Source organism: uncultured Bifidobacterium sp. (genome assembly GCF_963540075.1).
Lineage (GTDB): Bacteria > Actinomycetota > Actinomycetes > Actinomycetales > Bifidobacteriaceae > Bifidobacterium.
Genome location: NZ_CAUTOG010000017.1, coordinates 1 through 13,981 on the forward strand (window position 1 = coordinate 1; position 13,981 = coordinate 13,981).

13 protein-coding genes are annotated in these 13,981 nt (G+C 68.1%); 8 read left to right on the top strand and 5 right to left on the bottom strand.

Translation table 11 applies throughout. The features are described from left to right. From RWX87_RS03385 to RWX87_RS03395, 3 genes are all read left to right on the top strand, one after another. A partial coding sequence (locus RWX87_RS03385; RefSeq protein WP_314686942.1) for an SIS domain-containing protein occupies positions 1–377 on the top strand: 377 nt, incomplete at its 5' end. A 136-nt stretch (positions 378–513) separates the two neighbouring features. Further along, positions 514–1,206, top strand: a complete 693-nt coding sequence (locus RWX87_RS03390) for a pseudouridine synthase (protein WP_314686986.1) — start codon at positions 514–516, stop codon at positions 1,204–1,206. Positions 1,207–1,347: 141 nt separating this feature from the next. Beyond that, complete coding sequence (locus RWX87_RS03395; protein WP_399552291.1) at positions 1,348–2,769, top strand: ABC transporter substrate-binding protein; 1,422 nt, start codon at positions 1,348–1,350, stop codon at positions 2,767–2,769. A 102-nt stretch (positions 2,770–2,871) separates the two neighbouring features. Here the strand turns inward: RWX87_RS03395 and RWX87_RS03400 are convergent, their stop codons facing one another. Further along, complete coding sequence (locus RWX87_RS03400) at positions 2,872–3,639, bottom strand: type III pantothenate kinase (RefSeq protein WP_314686990.1); 768 nt, start codon at positions 3,637–3,639, stop codon at positions 2,872–2,874. A 596-nt stretch (positions 3,640–4,235) separates the two neighbouring features. Between RWX87_RS03400 and RWX87_RS03405 the strand changes: the two genes are divergently transcribed. Further along, positions 4,236–5,801, top strand: a complete 1,566-nt coding sequence (locus RWX87_RS03405) for an ABC transporter substrate-binding protein (protein ID WP_314686944.1) — start codon at positions 4,236–4,238, stop codon at positions 5,799–5,801. A gap of 79 nt (positions 5,802–5,880) precedes the next feature. Here the strand turns inward: RWX87_RS03405 and RWX87_RS03410 are convergent, their stop codons facing one another. From RWX87_RS03410 to RWX87_RS03420, 3 genes are all read right to left on the bottom strand, one after another. After that, a complete protein-coding gene (locus tag RWX87_RS03410; protein ID WP_314686946.1) occupies positions 5,881–6,054 on the bottom strand; it encodes a hypothetical protein in 174 nt (57 codons plus the stop codon). A gap of 172 nt (positions 6,055–6,226) precedes the next feature. Then, complete coding sequence (locus RWX87_RS03415; protein WP_314686949.1) at positions 6,227–6,586, bottom strand: metal-sensitive transcriptional regulator; 360 nt, start codon at positions 6,584–6,586, stop codon at positions 6,227–6,229. A gap of 2 nt (positions 6,587–6,588) precedes the next feature. Further along, on the bottom strand, positions 6,589–8,238 hold the full coding sequence (locus RWX87_RS03420; protein ID WP_314686951.1) for an FAD-dependent oxidoreductase: 1,650 nt from the start codon (positions 8,236–8,238) through the stop codon (positions 6,589–6,591). A gap of 457 nt (positions 8,239–8,695) precedes the next feature. Here RWX87_RS03420 and RWX87_RS03425 point away from each other — a divergent pair, with 457 nt between their 5' ends. From RWX87_RS03425 to RWX87_RS03440, 4 genes are read left to right on the top strand one after another with little or no spacing between them, the layout of a single operon-like run. Continuing rightward, a complete protein-coding gene (locus RWX87_RS03425) occupies positions 8,696–9,670 on the top strand; it encodes an ABC transporter permease (protein ID WP_314686953.1) in 975 nt (324 codons plus the stop codon). Then, complete coding sequence (locus tag RWX87_RS03430) at positions 9,667–10,578, top strand: ABC transporter permease (RefSeq protein WP_314686955.1); 912 nt, start codon at positions 9,667–9,669, stop codon at positions 10,576–10,578. Before RWX87_RS03425 ends, RWX87_RS03430 begins: the two co-directional genes overlap by 4 nt. After that, entirely contained in the window at positions 10,575–11,453 is an 879-nt protein-coding gene (locus tag RWX87_RS03435) for an ABC transporter ATP-binding protein (protein ID WP_314686957.1), read from the top strand. Before RWX87_RS03430 ends, RWX87_RS03435 begins: the two co-directional genes overlap by 4 nt. Further along, positions 11,440–12,381 carry a dipeptide/oligopeptide/nickel ABC transporter ATP-binding protein gene (locus tag RWX87_RS03440; RefSeq protein WP_314686959.1) on the top strand — a complete coding sequence of 314 codons (942 nt, stop codon included), beginning with the start codon at positions 11,440–11,442 and terminating at the stop codon, positions 12,379–12,381. The genes RWX87_RS03435 and RWX87_RS03440 overlap by 14 nt, the downstream gene beginning before the upstream one ends. Before the next feature lie 91 nt (positions 12,382–12,472). On the opposite strand, the gene RWX87_RS03445 is transcribed toward RWX87_RS03440, so the two are convergent. Continuing rightward, complete coding sequence (locus tag RWX87_RS03445; protein ID WP_314686960.1) at positions 12,473–13,465, bottom strand: D-2-hydroxyacid dehydrogenase family protein; 993 nt, start codon at positions 13,463–13,465, stop codon at positions 12,473–12,475. Between the last annotated feature and the right edge of the window lie 516 nt (positions 13,466–13,981).

Consider the following 13,981-nt stretch of genomic DNA (forward strand, 5'->3'; position numbering starts at 1 on the left):
AGATCGCCTACACCTTCACCGAGGGCTTCGCCGCGGGCGAGCTCAAGCACGGTCCGATCGCCCTGGTCGACGAGGGCGAGCCCGTCGTGGTCATCGTCCCCTCCTCGCGCGGGCGGGCTGTTCTGCACAACAAGGTCGTCTCGGGCATCGAGGAGGTGAAGGCGCGTGGCGCCTACACCGTCGTCGTCGCCGAGGAGGGGGACCCGGACGCCGAAAGATACGCCGACGCCGTGTTCTGGCGTCCCGTCTGCAGCACCCTGCTCAGCCCGCTCGTGGATGTGGTCCCGCTGCAGCTCTTCGCCATGGATATGGCGCAACTCAAGGGATATGATGTCGACAAGCCGCGCAACCTCGCCAAATCCGTCACCGTCGAGTAGCCTCGACGCCAACACGCCGCAGGCGCCTGCGGGGGCAGGGTCCGGCGTCTCTCACGGGAGCATCCCCGCCCCATCGCATCAACGGGGGACCGGGGCCCACCGCCATGTCATCTCGGAGCCGGACATCCCCTTCGCCCTGGATGTGCTGTACGAGGACGAGCGGATCATCGTCGTTGACAAGCCGCATTTCCTCGCGACCACGCCGCGGGGGATGTGGTACCGTCAGACGGCCCTGATAAGGCTGCGCGAGACCTACGACGACCCTCTCATCACGCCGGCGCACCGGCTCGACCGGGCCACGGCCGGCGTCGTGGTGTTCGTCCGCGTCCCCTTCTGGCGTGGCGCCTATCAGTTGCTTTTCCAGAACCGGCGGGTGGAGAAGACCTATGAATGCATCGGACCGGAGCTTCCGGTCGCCCCGCCCCGGCACGGGGAGGCGACGCCGCTGGATCCGCCCCATTCCTTCCCCATGTTCAGGCGCTCGCATATCGTCAAGACCCGCGGCGTGCTGCAGGCCTACGAGACGGATGGCGACATGAACGCCGAAACCCTCATCGAGGCGGGGGAGACCGTCGCCGCCGGCCTGCGCCGCTATGTGCTGCATCCGCGGACGGGCAGGACGCATCAGTTGCGGCTGCATATGTGCTCCCTGGGGCTTCCCATCCTCGGCGACGACTTGTATCCGCGCGTGCTCGACAGGCCCTACGACGATTTTGCCAGTCCTCTGCAGTTGGTGGCGAGGTCGCTGCGCTTCGTCGACCCGGCGACCGGGGAGACCCGCGAGTTCGTCTCGCGGATTCCCCTGACCGCTGCGGCAAGCGACCGATGACCGTCGGCGGCGGTCCGTGGTCGCGCCGACGGAACCTCATCCGGGACGCGGGTCGTACACTCGTAGGGCGGGAGGGCTCTGCGGATCGATGGTGGGAGCCCGCACATGCGGAAGGACGTCCTGATGGCACGACGGCATGCGATGCGGCTCCGGGGTCGGCCGGGGCGGCGCGTCTCCCGGTTCGCGGTCATGCTGCTGGCCATCGTGATGGCGCTGAGCTCGGCCGCCTGCGGCAGACGGGACAACCGCACCGTGGTCTCGGTCTGGTCGTGGGAGCCCAGCATGGTCTCCCTCGCGGAGAAGTTCGAGAAGGCCAACCCGGACATCCGCATCGACCTCACCGAGACCAGCGGATATGACAAGCTCAACTCGGCGATCCAGAACGGCTACGGCACGCCGGACGTCGTCCAGCTCGAATACTCCGTGCTGCCGCAGTACGCCGTCAGCGGCCAGCTGGTGGACGTCACCGACAGGACGCGGGGGATGTCGGGCTTCTTCACGCCAGGAACCTGGTCGTCGGTGAGCATCAACGACGAGGTATACGCGCTGCCGCTGGACTCCGGTCCGATGGCCTTCTTCTACAACAAGTCGGTGTTCGAGGCGGCAGGCGTCGACGCCACGAAGATCCGGACCTGGGACGACTACTACAGAGCCGCCAAGAAGCTCAAGAAGATCGGCGTGTACATCGCGGCCGACTCCGGGGACGCCAGCTTCTTCACCTCCATGGTCTGGCTGGCCGGAGGACGTCCCTTCCGTACGTCGAAGGACGGCCGGACGGTGAGCATCTCGCTGACGAGCGACAAGGGGACCAGGTCCTTCGCCGCCTTCTGGCAGAAGATGATCGACGACGGCCTCATCGCGACGAATCTCACCGAATGGTCGGACTCCTGGAAGAAGGCGGTCGGCGAGGGGACCGTGGCGTCGATCTTCTCCGGGGCCTGGCTGCCTTCCCTTCTGCTATCGGACGTCACGGGCACCTCGGGGCTCTGGCGCGTGACGACGATGCCCACCAAGGACGGGTCGACGACGAACTCCGAGGAGGGAGGGTCGGCACTGGCCATCCTCAAATCCTCGCGCAAGCCCGATGCCGCCTATCGTTTCATCGCCTACGTGTGCCATTCAAGCGAGGGCATCGACACCCGTGTGGCGAGCGGGTCGTTCCCCGCCGATGTGCGTACTCTCAGTGACCCGGCGTTCCTCAATCGGACGACCATCCTGGACTCACGGGGGATCAACGTCGACTATTTCGGCGGCCAGAAGTTCAACAAGGTGTTCGCCCAGGCCGCTTCGGACGTCTCCGTGGGCTATCAGTATCTGCCCTTCGAGGTGTATTCGCGCAATGACTTCGCATCCACGGTCGGGAAGGCGTATGTCTGGTCGACGGGCAAGGCGAGGTTCGATGACGCGGTCGCCCGCCTTATGGCCGGAGGGGTGAAGGACGGAGGAGGCACCGTGACGGTTCCCGAATTCCCCGGTCAGAAGGTGTCGCTGATGGACGGCGTGGAGCTCTGGCAGCAGGATCTGCTGGAATACGGGGGCAACCAGGGCTTCACCGTGGAATAGCGCTTCGGGATTCGCGTCGCGGGAGACGGATCGCGCCGACGCGGCGTCCGCGCCCATGACCGGTCTCGCCGGCCGCGGAATCGCAGGTCGGCCGACGCGGCCTTACCGGCGGTTGCGCGCGTGGATGACGGCCATCCCCTTGAGGATGAGTTCGGGATCGTACACATCGATGAGATCGGTGCGGTCGGCGAAGATCCTTCCGAGCCCTCCCGTGGCGATGACGCGGAAGTCCTCGTCGATCTCCTCATGGAACTGGGCGATGGTTCTTTCGACGCCTCCGAGGAATCCGTAGTACAGGCCGGCCTGCATGGCCGTGCGCGTATCCCGGGTGAGGATGGTGGTGGGTCTGGTGATCTCCACCTCCGGCAGCTGCGCGGCCGAGTCCCACAATGCCGCGGCGCCCGTCCGGATGCCCGTGGTGATGAGCCCGCACGTGATGGTTCCCGAGGCGTCGACGTAGTTGTACGTGGTGGCCGTGCCGAAGTCGACGACCAGAACCGGACCGCCGTAGAGGTAGTAGGCTCCTGCGCAGTCGGAGAGGCAGTCGGCTCCCAGCGTCTTGGGGTCCTCGATGTCGATGCGCATGCCGGATCGGATGCCGGGGCCGACGACCATCGGGTCGACCTTCAGATACGTGACGATGCCGCCGCGGAAGGAGTGCATGATCTTCGGCACGACGGAGGAGACGATGACGTCCTCGACGTCGTCGGAGGCGATGTCGTGCAGAGCCAGCAGCTGCGTGAGCAGCAGGCCGTACTCGTCGGCGGTGCGGGGGGTGCGGGTGGAGATCCTGTGCGCCGCCACTATCCGCGAGCCGGCCAGGAAACCCAGGACGATGTTGGTGTTGCCGATGTCGACGGCGACGAGCATGGGGCCTCCCTGACCGTGGATGGCGGATCCGTCGCCGTATGCGCGCGGACCCCTTGGCATCCATCATAGGATTCCCGTGTGGTCGGCCGGCGGGAGAGATGACATCGCCACGGATGAGTTCCGGGGACCATGGCCCTCGCGGCCGACCCGCGATTCCGCGGACGTGTCCGGAAGGGCGGGGAGGTCCCGGCTCCTCATACGTCATCCCCATGCCATCCTCGATGCGGTATACGCTGAAGGCGGCGGGCGACCCGATGGGCGTCCAGCGAGATTCATGAGTTCATGGCGTGCATGGTGCGGCCCCCTCGTCGCCCGTCGTCCTTCGGCGGCGGAGGGGACGGGTCATGACGCCCCGACGAAGAGGGCTGGGGACAATGTCAGAAAACCATGGCGCGTACGGATCGTCCGACGCGACCGCGAGCGGCGATGAGGGAACGAGAGGCCCGGCGACGTCAACCGGAGGGAGCGGCGCCGGGACGGGGCGAGAGGGGCTGGTCGCCGGATCCGGGGGGATTCTGCACGAGGAGCCCGTCGGACCCCCGAATGACGTCCGGCGACCTGGGAACGACGACGGAGACGGTCGGCATGGGGCATCGATGGGCAGCCTGGACGACTCGCTGGCCGCCCGCGAGCGCCCTCCGCGTCGCCGCCGACGGTGGCCATGGGTGGCGCTGGCCGCGCTCCTCGTCGTGGCCGTGGTGGTCTCGCTGCTCGTCGTCAGGACGCGTCGGTCGTCCTCCTCCACGGCATTGGCGGACACGGTGAGCATCGGCCTCAAACTGGCGCCGACCAACCTGGACATCCGCAACCAGTCCGGATCCGCGCTCGACCAGGTGCTCATCGGCAACGTGTACCAGGGACTGGTCGGTCGGAATTCCGACAATACCGTGATTCCGTCGCTGGCGACGTCATGGACGACCTCCTCCGATGGGAGGACCTACGTCTTCAGGCTTCGGCATGGAGTGACGTTCTCCAACGGCGACCGCCTGGACGCCGACGACGTGGTCTGGTCGATCCGTCAGCTCGTCAGCCGGCAGTACGTCGACGCCTCGCTGCTGAGGAACTTCTCCTCCATCGAGGCCGTGGACGCCCACACCGTAAGGATCGTCCTCACGAAGCCGTACGCGGATCTGCTGTGGGTGCTCGCCGGGCGGCCGGGGCTGGTGTTCGACAAGGACGCCGACTACGATGCACGGACCTCCGCCGTGGGGTCGGGGCCGTACGTGGTCTCCTCCTTCCGCTCGGGAACCTCCATAACGCTGAAGGCGAACACCCGCTACACGGGGAAGGACACGCCGCGGACGCGGACGATCGTGCTGCGCTACTACACGGACGACAACGCCGCGGTGAACGCCCTGAAGTCCGGAACCGTCCAGATCCTCGCCCCGGTAAGCCAGAACCTCGCCTCGACGTTCTCGAAGGACACGGCGCGCTACACGGTGAAGGTGGGCGATGGGACGGACAAGTACGTCCTCGCCTTCAACGGGAAGGGGAAGGCCACCTCCGACAGGCGGGTGAGGCAGGCGCTGCGCTACGCCATCGACTCCGACGAGCTGATCGCCGCCCGGGGCGGAGTGGACAAGGCCCTCGGAGGTCCCATCCCCTCGCTCGATCCCGGCTATGCGGATCTCACGGGCCTGTATCCGCATGATGAGGCGAAGGCCCGGACCCTACTGGCCGAGGCCGGTTACGATGCCGACCACCCGCTGACGCTCACCCTCACCTACGCGAACGTCTACGGGACCGAGATAGGCCGGCAGCTGAAGACCCAGCTCGCCCGCGTGGGGGTGACGCTCACCGTCAACGTCGTGGAGTTCGCGACCTGGCTGCAGAACGTGTACACGAACCACGACTACGACCTGTCTCTGGTGGACCATAACGAAAGCCATGACTTCTATCAGTGGACCGACGCCGACTACTACTACGGCTACGACAACGCCACCGTGCAATCGCTGTACGGGCAGGCCATGGCCTCGACGGACGCGGCGACCACCGACCGCCTGCTGAGGAAGGCCGCGCGCCTGGTCTCCGAGGACGCGCCCGCCGACTGGCTGTTCAACTACCGCATCTCCACGGCATGGGCGAAGGGGGTCACCGGGTTCCCGACGAACCTCAACCAGACCCTCATGCCGCTGTGGAAGGTGGCGTACCGGATGGAATGACGGTGGGTGCCCCCGCTTCCGCTCGGGCATGCGGGGACCGGGAAACGGCTCCCGGTCCGATGAGGGCGGGGAGCGGCAATCATCCGAAGAGACGCGACAAAAGACCGGACCCGTTGCCTCCGGCCTTGGACGAGGCTCCGTGGCCCGGGCAGCGCTGATCCTTGGGGATGTTGCGCATGACCTGGTCGACGTGCATTCCGCATCCGGCCCACGTCCTCTTTCCGCAGATGGGGCAGGTGACTTCGTAGCACATGGATGTCTCCTTTTTCTGGCTGTCCCGGCGGCTTCCGGAGCGTTGTGGTGTTCGCACGGGCGGGGCCTTGGGCCGTCCGTGCGCCGATGGCCATGCGATGGCCGTCCCGCGACCCCGCGCACGATGGCCGGGACGCGGAATGCGGGGTCATGGCGTTCAGGCCCCGCGATCCTCATGCGAGCATGAGGAAGAGCTTCTCGAGTTCCCGGACGTCGGGCGCCGCCTCCGTTCCGGGATCCGTCGTCGGTCCGTCGTCGGCGCCGAGGCATTCGCGCATCGACGTGGTGACGATGAGGAAGCCGACGCGGGACAGGGCCTTCTTCACGGCGCTGAGCTGCGTGATCGTGTCACGGCAGGACCGTCCCTGCTCGATGCCGGCGATGACGGCGTCAAGCTGTCCCGAGGCTCTTTTCAGCCTGTTGAGGATGGCTCTGCGGGAGTCGGCGTCGTCCGCGCCCTTCCGCCCGGCGTCGGCCGGGGGCGCGGATGCGGTCCGCGCCCCGGGGAGCGTTCTCGTTCGTGCGTCGTTCATGTCTACAGGTACCTTTCCAAAGTGTTCATTCCCCCGGCCAGCACGGTCGAGTCGATTCCCGCCGATTCCAGTACGCGATGCGCGAGGTAGGCCCTTTTGCCGGAGGCACAGACGACGAGCACGCGCCGTCCTGCTGCGTTCGCTCGGACTTCGTCGAGACGCTCCCGCATCCGTGTATGGGGGATGTTGATCGCCCCCGGCAGATGCCAGCGGTCGAATTCCGCGGGTGTGCGCACGTCGAGGATCATCATCCCGCCGATCGCGGCGGGAAGCTGCTCCGGCTCGGTCTGCCGGAGCATACCGGTGGACAGGTCGTCGGCCATGTAGCCGACGAAGTTGACGGGGTCCTTCGCGGATCCGAATGGAGGGGCGTAGGCGAGGTCGAGGTCGATGAGGTCCTCCGCCCGCATGCCGGCCCTGATGGCCGTGGCCAGGACATCGATGCGCTTGTCGACGCCGTCGCCTCCGGCGGCCTGGGCGCCGAGAAGCCTGCCGTCCGCCCCCACATGGACCCTGAGGTCGACGTCCTGGGCGCCCGGATAGTATCCCGCGTGCTGGGAGGGCTGCAGATGCAGGGTGTGGAAGGGGATGGACGCCCTGTCCAGCGCCTCGCCGGACGCTCCCGTCATGCCGATGACGGTGCGTCCTATGCGCACGATCGCGGTCCCCACGACGGATGGCAGGGGTCTGGCGGAGTCAGGGGAGAGGATGGCGTCGGCGACCAGTCTGCCGTCCCTGTTCGAGGGCCCCGCCAGCGCCAGCGGATGCCGGGCTCCGGTGACGGCGTCCGTCCGAAGCGTCACGTCGCCGACGGCCCAGACTGACGGGAGGGACGTGCGGCCGTGGGCGTCCATGTCGATCCACCCGTGGTCGGCCTTTACGCCGGCGGACACGAAGGGTTCGGAGTTGGGCCGCACGCCGGTGGCCACCACGACGGCGTCCGCTTCGACGCGGGTCCCGTCCGACAGCATGGCGACGGCGGAACCGCCCTCGTCGGACAGCGAGACCACCGTCGTCGACATATGCGACGAGACCCCGAGGGCCGCCAGCGCCTGGATTGCATAGGTCGCGATGTCCGCGTCAAGGGGCGACAGGGGATGGGGGCCTCCGTCGACGATGGTCACGACGGCGCCGGCGTCGGCGAGGTTCTCGGCCGCCTCCAGCCCGATGAAGCCCGCGCCGATCACGAGGGCGCGGAGGGGTGCGGGACCGGAGTGGTGCGTGAGAACCTCCCGAAGCGCCACGGCGTCGCCGATGGTCCGCAGCGTGTGGACGCGCGGCGAGTCCAGTCCGGGGACGGGAGGAAGGGCCGCCCTCGTCCCGGTGGCGATGACGAGCGCGTCATAGGGGACGTCCCTCTCGCCGTCGGCGGTGGAGACCTGCACGGCGCGTTCGGCGGGGTCGAGACCCGTGACGGTGCTTCCGAGCCTCACGTCGATGTTCAGCGAGGCGAGAAGCGTCTCGGGCGTCTCGACCTCGAGGGCCTCGCGGTGGGGTATGGTCCCTGAGACGTAGTAGGGCAGCCCGCAGCTGGCGCTGGAGACGTGCCGGGTGGATTCGAGGACCGTGATGGACGCCTTCTCGTCGAGGCGCCGGGCGCGTGCGGCGCAGCTCATTCCGGCTGCCGTTCCTCCGATGATGACCAGGTGCATGGCCGTCCTTTCGCGTCGTCGTACTGGTGATGGCCTCATGATACCCCAGGGGGTATAATGGGGCCCACGGCGTTTCGGCCAGGGCATAACGCGTGTCTCGGATCCGTCGGCCAGGGGCCGCAGCGCGACGGATCGACGGAAAGGACGGTCATGATGACGAGTGCGACGAGGAACGAGGAGACGGATCACGCCGGTGGGACCGCATCGGCGGAAGGGGCGTCGACACTCTTCCCGGAGGCCCGCGCCCGCGAGGACGGCGGCGCGGCGCGTCTGCGCTCGCGACGCCTCGGACCATCCTGCCCCTTCGTCGCGCTCGCGCGATGGCTGTCGCGGATGCGGCGACAAGGGTAGTGTGAATCGGTGAGCGGCCCGCGGTACCGCCCGCGAGGCGGTCGCGTGGGCGAGGCGCCGCTCAAGGCCGCCACCGCAGGACGCGGGGCGGACCGGGAAGGTCGTCATGCGATTCGTCCTTGGCCGTCTGGCCATGTTCGCCGTGGCCCTCATCCTCGTGTCGGTTCTCGTGTTCGTCGCGCTGCGGATACTGCCGGGGGATATGGCTTCGGTGATGGCGGGGACCAATGCCTCGCCCGCCCGGGTGGCCGCGCTGCGCACGCGCTTCGGACTCGACCGGCCGCTGGCCGAGCAGTACGTCGACTGGGTCGGTGGGCTTGCGCGTGGCGACATCGGCGCCTCGATGCTCACCGGACGCTCGGTGGCCTCGCAGATCGCCATCCGTGCCCGCATCACCATCCCGCTCATCCTGCTGTCGATGGCCGTGGCGCTCGCCGTCGGGCTGCCGGCCGGCTGTGCGGCCGTGCTGGCTCGACGCGGATCCGTGCGGTCCGCCATCCACATGGTCGCCGTGGTCGGCGGATCCGTCCCGGCGCTGTGGGCGGGGCTGCTGCTTCTGCTGCTGTTCGGTCGTGGCACGGGAATCCTCGGCGTCCTGCCCTCCCAGGGGTTCCCTGACGACGGCTGGGCCTCGCCCGGTCGTGCGCTGGAGTCTCTGGCGCTTCCCGCCCTGACGGTCGGCGTCATCGTCGGCGCGCAGATGATGCGCTATGTTCGGTCGGCGCTCGCCGAGGCCGTATCGGATGACAGCGTGGCCATGGCCATGGCCTGCGGCATGACACGGCGGGAGGCCGGCGTCCGGGTGGGCCTGCGTCTGGCGATGCCGCAGCTCGTCTCCGTCGTGGGCCTCACCCTGGCGAGCATGGTGACGGGGGTGATGGTCGTCGAAAGCCTGTTCGCTCTGCCCGGCCTCGGCTCGGGGCTGCTGCAGGACGTGGGGAACAGGGATCTTCTCGTCGTGCAGAGCGAGCTGTTCCTTCTCGCCGCGCTGTTCCTCGCCATCGGCCTGGTCGTCGACCTGCTGCATTCGCTGCTCGACCCCCGTTTGCGGAGGGCTCGTCCTGAGGAGGGCCGCGCATGAGGGTCCGTGCCGTCGCCATTTCGCTGTGGTCGCATCCTCAGGGCCGATTCGGTGTGGTCGTCATCGCCCTCTGGATCGTCGTCGCGCTCACGTCCTGCGTCTGGACGCCGGTGCCGCTGACCCAGGCGAACGGCTATGACGCCTGGCAGGGGCCGTCGCTTGGGCATCCGCTGGGGACGGACGGCACGGGCGCCGACGTCCTCAGCTGGCTGATGGCCGGATCGCGCATCGACCTTCTCATCGTGCTTCTCACCACCGCTCTGGCGGCGATCGAGGGGCTGCTGCTGCTTGGCTTCATGGCGGCCGCAGGCCCGGCGGCGTCGGCGGCCATGGCCGTCATGACGGATGCGCTCATCTCCATCCCCACGGTGCTGGTGGCGCTGATCCTCGCGGTGCCGTTGGGAGCCGGCGTCGCGGTCGTCGTGCTCGCCTGCGGTCTGGGATACGGTCTCAACCTCGCCCGCGTGGCGCGTCCGCGCGTTCTTCTCGCCTCCCGCTCCGGCTACGTCGAGGCCGCCCGGGCCAGCGGAGGGTCATGGGCGCGGATCGTCCTCGGCCATGTGATCCCGAACGCCGTGCCCGTCCTCGCCGTGCAGCTGTCGCTGTCCGCGGCCACGGCGGTGCTTGCCGAATCGGGACTCACCTATCTGGGCATCGGAGTGCCGACGGGGACTCCCAGCTGGGGGTCCTCCCTGGCGGCCTCCGTGGGACTCGTCAGCGTCCATCCGCTCACCGTGGTCTGGCCCGGACTCGTCGTGACCGTGGTCGTGGCGGCGCTGAACCTTTTCGGCGACGCCCTGGGCGAGGCCGTCGATCCCGTGGCCAACCCCCTTCTGCGCCGGGTCTCGTCGTATGAGGTCTCACGGAGCTCCCGCGGCGCAGCGCGGAAGCGGAAGGAGGGCCTATGAGCCTCCATGTGCGTGGGCTGTGCGTGGCCGTCAGCGGCCACAGGATCCTCGACGGGCTGGACCTCGACATCGGCGACGGCGAAAGAGTCGGTCTCATCGGCGCATCCGGATCGGGCAAGTCCCTCCTTGCGCGGACCCTGGTGGGGCTTCCGCCCGACGGGGCCCAGGTCGGCGGCTCCATACTTCTCGGCGGCGTGCAGGTGGTGGGAGCCCCAGAGGAGCGACTTGCCTCCTTCCGCGGCAGGACGGTGGGGACCGTGTTCCAGAACCCCGGATCGGCCCTCAGCCCCGTAACGCGAATCGGTGATCAGGTCGAGCTTCCCCTGCGGCTCCATTATGACCTGTCCCGCCAGGAGCGGCGGCGTCGGGCCAAGGACATGCTGGGCCGCGTCGGCCTCGGCCCCGAGACGATGCGGCGGTATCCGAACGAACTGTCGGGCGGTCAGCAGCAGCGCGTGTGCATCGCCATGGCCCTCATCTCCTCGCCGCGGCTCATCATCGCCGACGAGCCCACCACGGCGCTTGACTCCCTCATCCAAAGGGAGGTCATCGACCTGCTCCTCTCGCTCGTCGACGACCTTGGGGCATCGCTGCTGCTCATCACCCACGACTATGCGGTTCTGTCGCGGGCGGTGACGCGTTGCCATGTGCTCTCGGCCGGCCGCATCGTCGAGGAGGGGCCGACTCGGGCTCTGATCTCCTCCCCCTCCAGCGAGGAGGGCCGCGTGCTCTCCCGGGCCGCCCGTCTGCTCACCCTGCGGGGCCGCGATGACGACGGTGACGCCGTTGGCGGTGACGGATCGGAGGATCTCGGCCTGGATGGGGGAAACCGGACGAACGAGGATCGGGAGGGAGCACCGAATGGCGGGGCGTGAGGCGCCAGACGCGGATGACCGTCACAGAGATGACCGGTACGCGGATGGACATGAAGCGGACGAGCGGAACGCGACTGAGACCGAGACCCAGGATGGGGCGACGACGGAACGTCCTCTTCTGTCCGCCCGCGGCCTCGCCGTGGACCTTGGACGTGGTCGCGGCCGGCGTCTCGTGCTGCACGGGGTGGACGTCGACCTGTTCCCCGGCGAGTGTCTGGCGATTATCGGCGGTTCAGGATCGGGCAAGACCACCCTGGTGAGGACTCTGCTGGGTCTGGCGACGGCCGCCGCCGGCGAGGTGGCGTACCGCGGGCTTCCCGTGTCGGGACGACGCTCGGCCGGGTGGCGGGCTCTTCGTTCCGAGGCGGGGCTGGTGTTCCAGAACCCGCTTCTGGCCCTCGATCCGCGCTGGCCGCTGGGCCGGTCGGTGGCGGAGCCGCTGCGGATCGCCGGATGGAGGGATTCCGACCGGATCGCCGAGCGCGTCCGGTGGGCGATGTCCGCGGCCGGACTCGACTCGGACGTGTTCCTGCCCCTCTATCCCTCGGACGTCTCCGGCGGACAGGCGCAGCGTGCGGTCATCGCCCGTGCGCTGGTCCTGGGTCCCCGGCTCGTCGTCGCCGACGAGCCGATGAGTTCGCTCGACGTCGTGGCGAGGATGCGGCTTGTCGACTCTCTGGCGGCGATTCGCCGGGCCGCTCCCGACATGGCGCTGCTCATCGTCTCCCATGACCTGGGGGTCGTCCATCGACTGGCCGACCGCATCGTCGTGCTCCACGACGGCCGCCTCGAGGAGGAGGGTCCGACATCGCATGTTCTGCGCTCGCCCCGCACCGACTATGCGCGCGCACTGATCGCGGCCGCCACCATGCCCGACGCCGTCGCACCGGACGCGGAGCCCGACGAATGCGGTGCGGATGCCACATGACATCGCCCCGTGACGCCCCGGATCCGAACTCCATGGCGTCACCGCTGTTCCGGAGCGTAGGGGGGAAGTCGTGTGGAGGTCCCCTGAGCCCTCAGATGACGCGATTGAATCGTCCGCCGGCCAGGAAGGAGGACATGGAACGAATGACCTGTTCCGTGAGCCCCCGGAACGCTTCATCCGTCCGCCAGGCGACATGGGGGGTCACCACCACCCCCGGAATCCGCAGCAGCGGGTCGTCCTTGGGCAGCGGCTCCCGTTCGAACACGTCGAGACCCGCCGGGACGTCCCCTCGCGACAGTCGCCGGGTCAGCGCCCCCTCCTCGATGATCTCCGCACGGGCGGTGTTGACGAACAGGGTTCCGGGACGTAGCGCATCGAGGTCCTTCGCGGTGACGACCCCCCGCGTGGAGTCCAGCAGGGGCAGATGCAGACTGACGACGTCCGAGGATGCGAAGAGGTCTCTGATGGAGTCAACGGGTCTGACGTCGTACCGCTTCACGGCGTCGGCATGCAGATGCGAGTTCCATGCCAGAATTTCCATGCCGAACCCCGCGGCGATGGACGCCATGGCCTGACCGATGCCGCCGAAGCCGACGAGTCCCAGAGTCCGTCCGTGCAGCGATATCCCGTCCCTTCCCCGCCAGTGGCCGGCTCTCACGTCCTGGTCGAGTGCACCGGCATGACGGGCCAGTTCCAGGACGAGTGCCATGGCGTGTTCGGCTACGGCGTGGTCACCATACCGTACGACGTTGCACACGGCGATGCCGTCGCGCTTCGCTCTCTGCATGTCGATGTAGCTGGCCACCCCCGTGCCGCCGAAGGCGAAGCAGCGCACATGGTCCCTCAGACGCACGTAGAGCGCGTCCGTCACGTGGAATCCCAGCACGGCCACCGCGTCCGCTCCCTCACACCGGCGGACGATCTCGTCGGCGTCGAGGGTGGAGTCGGTCCACATCCGCACGCGGGCGACGTCATGGAGCAGCCCAAGAAGATCGGTGAAGGGCTTCACCATGGACGCGATGACGCTGGGCATGACGACAAGAGGCAGGTCCGTGCGGTCCTTCTGTGTTTCGATGACATCCATGCGGCCCACCCTAGGGCATGCCCGCAACGGGAGTATTGCTCCGCGCCTTCCCCTTCTCCGTGCCCGTCGCGACGACGTGGCGGAGGAGGCGGTGCGTCTCGCGTCGCCACGTTCCCGTCGCGGCACCGGAGGGGAGGACGTATCCGGGGATCCCGGTCGGCCTCGCTGACCGACACGCCGTGCGACCGCGCGGTGCTAGGGTGTGAGGCATGGCTTATCTCTCATGTTGCTGTTGTCGCTGACCGACGCCTTCGGGCGAGCGGGCGACAACGCATAACTGGAGATCGGGAGATAGGCGGCGCCGATTTGGGCGCGAAATCTTCATGCATGCCCTCGAGGCCTGCAGTCAGGCGTGTTTTCCATACCGTCCTGCGATGAATGACCGCGGATGATTCGCATCCGGCCATCCTTTCCCTCTGTCTTCTCCCAGACCTGCGTCGCCCTCCCGTTCGGGGACGGACGGAACCCCTCGCGGCATCCCCGAGCGGGAATCCCTCATCAAGTCCACGAAACCCG

Coding starts and splice junctions, on each gene's coding strand:
- RWX87_RS03435 (WP_314686957.1), top strand. CDS start 10,575: ATGAGCCTCCATGTGCGTGGGCTGTGCGTGGCCGTCAGCGGCCACAGG.
- RWX87_RS03410 (WP_314686946.1), bottom strand. CDS start 6,054: ATGTGCTACGAAGTCACCTGCCCCATCTGCGGAAAGAGGACGTGGGCC.
- RWX87_RS03415 (WP_314686949.1), bottom strand. CDS start 6,586: ATGAACGACGCACGAACGAGAACGCTCCCCGGGGCGCGGACCGCATCC.
- RWX87_RS03395 (WP_399552291.1), top strand. CDS start 1,348: ATGCGGCTCCGGGGTCGGCCGGGGCGGCGCGTCTCCCGGTTCGCGGTC.
- RWX87_RS03425 (WP_314686953.1), top strand. CDS start 8,696: ATGCGATTCGTCCTTGGCCGTCTGGCCATGTTCGCCGTGGCCCTCATC.
- RWX87_RS03430 (WP_314686955.1), top strand. CDS start 9,667: ATGAGGGTCCGTGCCGTCGCCATTTCGCTGTGGTCGCATCCTCAGGGC.
- RWX87_RS03405 (WP_314686944.1), top strand. CDS start 4,236: ATGGGCAGCCTGGACGACTCGCTGGCCGCCCGCGAGCGCCCTCCGCGT.
- RWX87_RS03420 (WP_314686951.1), bottom strand. CDS start 8,238: ATGCACCTGGTCATCATCGGAGGAACGGCAGCCGGAATGAGCTGCGCC.
- RWX87_RS03440 (WP_314686959.1), top strand. CDS start 11,440: ATGGCGGGGCGTGAGGCGCCAGACGCGGATGACCGTCACAGAGATGAC.
- RWX87_RS03445 (WP_314686960.1), bottom strand. CDS start 13,465: ATGGATGTCATCGAAACACAGAAGGACCGCACGGACCTGCCTCTTGTC.
- RWX87_RS03400 (WP_314686990.1), bottom strand. CDS start 3,639: ATGCTCGTCGCCGTCGACATCGGCAACACCAACATCGTCCTGGGTTTC.